The 7,726-nt window shown below is 60.3% G+C and carries 3 protein-coding genes; 1 reads left to right on the top strand and 2 read right to left on the bottom strand.

Features of this window, described 5'->3' with window-relative positions:
* Positions 1-3,115 (top strand): calcium-binding protein (locus F6R97_RS19615; RefSeq protein ID WP_315866959.1); only part of this gene is annotated, 3,115 nt, incomplete at its 5' end.
* Positions 3,116-3,229: 114 nt separating this feature from the next.
* Here the strand turns inward: F6R97_RS19615 and F6R97_RS19610 are convergent.
* The gene (locus tag F6R97_RS19610; RefSeq protein ID WP_315866958.1) at positions 3,230-5,968 is read right to left on the bottom strand and encodes a LuxR C-terminal-related transcriptional regulator; all 2,739 of its coding nucleotides are present in this window, start codon (positions 5,966-5,968) and stop codon (positions 3,230-3,232) included.
* A gap of 391 nt (positions 5,969-6,359) precedes the next feature.
* Positions 6,360-7,724, bottom strand: coding sequence for a DUF1329 domain-containing protein (locus tag F6R97_RS19605; RefSeq protein WP_038981610.1), 1,365 nt, complete (start codon positions 7,722-7,724; stop codon positions 6,360-6,362).
* Between the last annotated feature and the right edge of the window lie 2 nt (positions 7,725-7,726).

Genomic DNA, 7,726 nt, shown 5'->3' with positions numbered 1-7,726 from the left:
TGACACGGTTCTTTCGTCCATCGACTACACCCTGGGCAGTAACCTCGACAACCTGACCCTGGTGGGCGGCGCCAACCTCAACGGCACCGGCAACACCCTGAACAACATGATCACCGGCAACGCCGGCGACAACATTCTGGACGGCGGCATTGGGACTGACTACCTGCTGGGCGGCACCGGCAACGACACCTACATCGTCGACAACATCGGCGATGTGATCAGCGAAACCAGCACCCTGACCGGCGAGATCGACACCGTGCGCTCTTCGGTGACCTACACCCTGAGCGCCAACCTGGAGAACCTCACGCTGACCAGCGCGGCCAACCTCAATGGCATCGGCAACGCCTCAAACAACGTGATCACCGGCAACGATGGCAACAACCAGCTTAATGGCGGCGCGGGCCTGGATACCCTGATCGGCGGCAAGGGCAACGACGACTACGGCCTCGATCAGGCCGGCGAGCTGGCCCTGGTCCAGGAAAATGCCAACGAAGGCACCGACACCCTGTTTGTCACTTACGCCGCCACGGCGCAAACCAACACCGTCGACCTGAGCCTGAGCAACCTGCAGAACGTCGAGAACGTGCTGTTGCTCGGTGCCGGAGCCTTTACCGCATTGGGCAACAACCTCAACAACACCCTCACCGGCAACACTGCCGACAACGTCCTCGATGGCGGACTCGGTGCGGACATCCTGATCGGCGGCACCGGCAATGACACCTACACCGTCGACAACATCGGCGATGTGATCAGCGAAACCAGCACCTTGGCCGGCGAATTTGACACGGTCCTTTCGTCCATCGACTACACCCTGGGCAGTAACCTCGACAACCTGACCCTGGTGGGCGGCGCCAACCTCAACGGCACCGGCAACACCCTGAACAACATGATCACCGGCAACGCCGGCGACAACATTCTGGACGGCGGCATTGGGACTGACTACCTGCTGGGCGGCACCGGCAACGACACCTACATCGTCGACAACATCGGCGATGTGATCAGCGAAACCAGCACCTTGGCCGGCGAGATCGACACCGTGCGCTCTTCGGTGACCTACACCCTGAGCGCCAACCTGGAGAACCTCACGCTGACCAGCGCGGCCAACCTCAATGGCATCGGCAACACCCTGAACAACGTGATCACCGGTAACGATGGCAACAACCAGCTTAACGGCGGCGCGGGCCTGGATACCCTGATCGGCGGCAAGGGCAACGACGACTATGGCCTCGATCAGGCCAGCGAGCTGGCCCTGGTCCAGGAAAATGCCAACGAAGGCACCGACACCCTGTTTGTCACTTACGCCGCCACGGCGCAAACCAACACCGTCGACCTGAGCCTGAGCAACCTGCAGAACGTCGAGAACGTGCTGTTGCTCGGTGCCGGAGCCTTTACCGCATTGGGCAACAACCTCAACAACACCCTCACCGGCAACACTGCCGACAACGTCCTCGATGGCGGCCTCGGCGCCGACACCCTGGTCGGCGGCGCCGGCAATGACACCTACGTCGTCGATAACATCGGCGATGTGATCAGCGAAACCAGCACCCTGGCCGCCGAGATCGACACCGTGCGCTCCTCGGTAACCTTCACCCTGGGCGCCAACCTGGAAAACCTCACGCTGACCGGCGCGGCCAACCTCAATGGCATCGGCAACACCCTGAACAACGTGATCACCGGTAACGATGGCAACAACCAGCTCAATGGCGGCGCGGGCCTGGATACCCTGATCGGCGGCAAGGGCAACGACGACTACGGCCTCGATCAGGACAGCGAGCTGGCCCTGATCCAGGAAAATGCCAACGAAGGCACCGATACTCTATTTATTACCTACGCCTCCGTGACCCAGCCCACGGGCCTGCCCAGCATAGTCGACTTGAACCTGAGCAACCTGCAGAACGTCGAGAATGTACTGTTGCTCGGCACCGGCTCGTTTTCGGTCATAGGAAACGACCTGAACAACACCCTGACCGGCAACAGTGCTGACAACGTCCTCGATGGCAGCCTCGGTGCCGACACCCTGATTGGCGGCGCAGGCAACGACAGCTACGCCATCGACAACCTCGGCGATGTAGTCATCGAGACCAGCACCCTGGCCAGCGAAATCGACACTGTCTATTCCTTGATCGATTACACCCTGGGCAGTAACGTCGAGAATCTGCTGCTGCAGGGCAGTGGCAACCTCAACGGTACCGGCAACGCCCTTAATAACGTCATCAATGGCTACATCGGCAACAACATCCTGGACGGTGGCCTGGGTGCAGATGTCATGAGCGGTGGCGATGGCAACGACACTTACATCGTCGACAACATCGGTGATGTGGTCGTTGAAACCAGTACCCTGGCTGGCGAGATCGACACCGTGCGCTCCTCGGTAACCTTCACCCTGGGCGCCAACCTGGAAAATCTCACGCTGACCGGCGTCGCCAACCTCAATGGCATCGGCAACACCCTGAACAACGTGATCACTGGTAACGATGGCAACAACCAGCTCAATGGCGGCGCGGGCCTGGATACCCTGATCGGCGGCAAGGGCAACGACGACTACGGCCTCGATCAGGCCGGCGAGCTGGCCCTGGTCCAGGAAAATGCCAACGAAGGCACCGACACCCTGTTTGTCACTTACGCCGCCACGGCGCAAACCAACACCATCGACCTGAACCTGAGCAACCTGCACAACGTCGAGAACGTGTTGCTGCTGGGTAGCGGCGCCTTTACCGCGCTGGGCAACGACCTGAACAACACACTGACGGGCAATACCGCCAACAACATCCTGGACGGAGGCATCGGTACAGACACCCTCACCGGTGGCGCAGGTGCCGACAAGTTCGTTTTCAGTGCCCTAAACGAAATGGGTACAGGCGCCAATCGCGATGTCATCACCGACTTCAGCAGTCTGCTGGGCGATAAGATCGATCTGACCAACTTCGACGCCAATCTGGTAAGCGCGGGCTTCAACGGCTTCAGCTTTATCGGCGCGAATGACTTCACCGGCGCAGGACAACTGCGCTTCGTCGACCATATGCTCTATGGCAACGTCAATGGCGACCTCGGCTCGGACTTCGAAATCCAGCTGGTGGGTGTCAATACCTTCAGTGCCAACGATCTGGTGGCCTGACGCTTCATCACGAAAGTAAACTCCGGCTTGTCAGGCAGGCCGGAATGTACAAACGAAAACGCCCCGACTTGTTCGGGGCGTTTTCGTTTTTGTGGGGGAACAGCTCTTGCGATGCTAAACCAACACCCCCAGCTCCTTCGCCCGCGCCACCGCCTGGGTTCTGCGTTCAACCCCCAACTTACTGTTGATATGACTGGCATGGGTTTTCACCGTGTGCAGCGAAATGAACAACTGATCGCTGATTTCCTGGTTCGAACACCCTTGGGCGATCAGTCGCAGAACGGCCAGTTCACGCGTACTGAGTTGTTCGGCCGCAGGCGATGACTCCACCATCGGCCGGGAGGCCATGGCCGGAAGTTTTTCCGAGAGACACTGCGAAACGGCCGTCGGCGCAAAGAGTTGAAGTTGCCCGCGCAGCCAGTCCGGGTGTTCGCTCAACAATGGGTCAAACGGTTGCAGGACACCACCGGCGGCCGCTGCCAAAGCCTGGGCCAATGCCTTGCGGGCCTCGGATTCGCGCCCGCCCGCCAGCAACAGGATGATTTTCTGACTCAGCGCCATCACGCTGAGCATCTGCCGGCCGCTGTGCTGACCGTGTTCATGCAACGCGTTCAAGCGCCCTTCGGCAAGCATGGGCTGGCCTTTCAGCATGTCCAGCACCGCCTGTTGCAGTTCAATGTGCAGTGGCAATTGCGGATGGAATTCCGGGGGAGCCGCCGGATGCTCTCCGTTGTAGGTCTGACCCAATCGCGCGAGCCAGGCTTCGGCGAGGTCGGTGCGGCCCTGGGCCAGCCAGAGTTCGCATTTGACCAGGGTGATCATCGCCAGGTAGTAAATCGGCGGGACATCCCAGATGTGCATCAGGCGCTCGGCCTCGGCGAGTTCGGCGAAGGCTTTGGCGAACTCGCCGCTGCTGCCCTCCAGACGGGCAATCACACAGTGGCCGATCAGCACACTGATGTCGCGACAGGCCCGCGCTTCGCCCAAACCCGCGAGCAAACGTGCCCGCGCGGCCTGGGGTTGCAAACGCAGCGCCAGCAAAAAACCCTCGTATAAGGTTAACCGTGCGCGCACCGCATAGAGCCGTTGCGGGGATAAGCCTTGCAGGCGTTGCAGCCCTTGGCGGACTTCATCCAGTGAGCGAAGAATCTCCCCGCGCGCTTGGAGCACGCGAGCGCGGTCGTAATGGGCCAGCGCCTCGAACAGCGGATTGCCGACCCGTTGCGCCAGTTCAAGGGACTCACGATTCAGCCCTCGGGCACGCCAGAGGTCGCTGTCGGCAATGGCCAGGTTAGACAATGTCGAGAGGCACATCAGGCGCTGTCCATAGCGTTTGGCCGGCAGGCTCTCCAGCGCTTCGGTGCAATAGAGCAACGTCAGCTCCCGATTGCCTCGCCCTCGGGCAATGATGCCGCTCAGGGCCAGCCACTGCGCAAGCATGGATTTTTGTGCAGTGGCCGACGGGGCCGGCAGGAAGCGGCTCAAGTGGCTGGCCAGTTCCTCAGCGGCGTCCAGTTGGCAGGCCAGCCCCAACGCCCAGCTGTAGAGCACGATCAGCCGTGGTGTGCTGATTAGCAGGCTGTCGGGCAAGTCCATTTTCCAGCGCAGCAGCATGCCGACGTTCTGCTCGGCCAGCAGCTGTTCTTCAGAGAGGTTTTGTACCAGATTCGCTGCAACGTCCAGATGCCCGGCACGCAACGCCTGCTCTACCGCCTCATCGAGTAACCCTTGGGCGTTGAACCAGCGGCAGGCACGCAGATGCAGGCTGGCCGTCGGCACCATCGCCTGGGCGGTGGGCCGGCTGCGCAGCAGGTCGGAAAACAGGTGGTGATAGCGGTACCAGTGACCGTGTTCATCCAGCGGCACCAGAAACACCTGATGCGCCAGCAGGAAACGCAGGATCTCGGCACTGTCATGGGCTTCGCGCACGGCGTCGCACAACTCGCTGCAAAAGCGCTCTTGAGGCGCGGTCTCGTACAGGAATGACTGCACCTCGGCGGGCAGGCAATCGATCACTTCCTCGAGCAGGTAATCGCGAATCAGCCCTTCCCCACCGTACAGCGATTGGGGCAATGCGCCCTCGCTGCCCGCCTCGGAGGCCGCCAGCAACCAGAAGCGCAGCCCGGCCACCCAACCTTCGCTGCGCTGAATCAAACTCTCCAGCGCCTCGCCACGCAATGAAATGCTGTGTCGATCAAGCAGGGTCAGGGCTTCATCGTGGGTCAGTCGAAGATCCTGCTCATTCAACTCGAGCAGTTGCCGCGACAGTCGCAGGCGTGCCAGATGCCAGTCGGGACGTTGCCGACTGGTAACCATGACCAGCAGACCATCGGGTAAATGATTGAGAAAAAATTGCAGGCAACGATCAAGCACCGGGCCTTGGGCCAGATGATAGTCATCAAGCACCAGCAACAGCGGCGTACCGGGTGAAAGGTGCACAGCCAGCTCATCGAGCAAACCGTCCAGCCATTCTTCGAAGGCGAACGGCTGATGACGTTGGCGCATTTTCAGCAGCCCCAGCGCCTGGCTGCCCAATTGCGGAAAATACTCCTGAAGACCTTCGAGCAGGCGCTCAAGAAAACGACCGGGATCGCTGTCCCGAGGACTCAACCCTAGCCACAGGCTTTGCCAGTGACCCGGCAACCCCTGGCAAAACTCTACCGCCAATGAACTCTTGCCGAACCCCGCCGGCGCACTGACCAGCAACAGCCTGCCACCGAGGCCGGCGCTCAGGCGCTCGCACAAACGCGGCCGCAGCACATGGCCGTCGGGCAGCGGAGGCCGGAAAAAGCGCCCGTCCAATGTGGCGACGGCAACGCTTGCAGGGCCCGGAATTGGGGACAGATCAGTCATGGCCGGCTCTTGTTTGAAAGGCTGATGGCGGCGTTACAGATGTCCGCAGCCTAGCGGTAAACGAAGAGCTATTGAAGGTTATTGCTACAAATGGCTACAAAAAGACTACGAACAGAAGTTGCCAAGCCTGAGGTGCAGTTTTTTCGACAGACCGTGTCGCTCCCTTCGCGAGCAAGCCCGCTCCCACACTGGATCTCCATTGCTCACAGATTGTATATCCACCGAAGATCAAGTGTGGGAGCGGGCTTGCTCGCGAAAGGGCCATCACAGTCACCGACGTTTCGCGAGCCCCCCCGCGTTAACAAGTGCGCCCTGATACAAAATTCCGATAAAAAAAGCCCCGAACCAGTCGGGGCGTTTTTTCGAGGATGCGGCCTCGGTTTACACCGTATTAGCGAACGCCTTCCTGACGCAAAGCTGCCGGCGTGAAGTCTGCGGTGCTGGCAGTGAAGCCGAAGTTATAGGCCGACTTCTCTTCGTTCTTCATGCCCAGGGCCAGGTAACGGCCCGATTGCAGGTCATACAAGGTTTCGAGGGCGTACCACGGCACTTGCTTGTCGTAGTAGTTCTCGGAGTGAGCCTCGGCGACACGCCACAGTTGCCCGCGACCGTCGTAGTGATCGACCACAGCTGCCTGCCAGGTATCTTCGTCGATGTAGAAGTCACGTTTGGCGTAGATGTGTCGCTGACCTTCCTTCAGGGTCGCGACCACATGCCAGACCCGACGCAGTTCATAGCGAGCCAGGTCCTGGTTGATGTGACCGGCCTTGATGATGTCCGCGTACTTCAGTTGTGGCGAATCGAGCTTGTAGCTGTCGGAGGCGATGTACATCTCTTTCTTGCCTTCGAGCTTCCAGTCATAGCGATCCGGCGCACCGTTGTACATGTCCAGGTTGTCGGAGGTACGCAGGCCATCGGCAGCGGTACCCGGCCCGTCATAGGACACTTGCGGCGCACGACGTACACGGCGTTGCCCGGCGTTGTAGACCCACGCCGAACGCGGTTCTTTAACCTGGTCGAGGGTTTCGTGCACCAGCAGCACACCACCGGCCAGACGCGCCGGCGCGGTCACTTTCTGCTTGAAGTAGAACAGGATGTTGCCCGGATTTTTCGGGTCGTAATCCTTCATCTTGTCGCGGAACACGAACTGGTCCTCGAAGTACACGAGGCTGAACGAGCCGTTCGGCTGCGGCGTGGCCTGGGTTATCAGACGGGTCACACTGCCGCCGCGATAACGGGTGATATGGTTCCAGATGACTTCAACACCACTTTTCGGAATCGGGAACGGGATCGCGGTTTCGAAGTTTTCCAGACCGTTGCCGCCGGACACCAGGTTAGTGTTGGTGGCGTTCTTCTTGATCGAGGCAAACACCTCATCCGGCACGGTGGCGCCGCGATGGGACGGGTAGACCGGCATCTTGAAGGTTTCCGGGTAGCGCTTGAACATCGCGTACTGACCCGGCGCGAGCTTGTCCTTGTACTGGTCGACGTTCTGCGCGGTGATGGTGAACTGCGGTTTTTCACTCGCGAACGGGTCAGCCAGGAAACCCTTGCTGTCCACGCTACCGGCGTTTTTCGGCATGGGTTTCCAGGCCGGGATCGAACCGTCGGCGTTACCCGCCATCTCGGCGCCCATCGGGGTCAGGCTCTTGCCCAGCTTGTCCGCTTCGGCCGCCGGGACTGCCGCCATGACACCGGTTGCCAGCAGCGACAGCCCCAGAACGCCAACGTGGAACAGACTCTTTGTTATTTTCATAA

Origin of the sequence: Pseudomonas sp. JV414 (assembly GCF_032424305.1) — a bacterium.
Taxonomy (GTDB): Bacteria; Pseudomonadota; Gammaproteobacteria; order Pseudomonadales; family Pseudomonadaceae; genus Aquipseudomonas; species Aquipseudomonas lini.
This window is presented reverse-complemented; position numbering and strand designations above follow the sequence as displayed.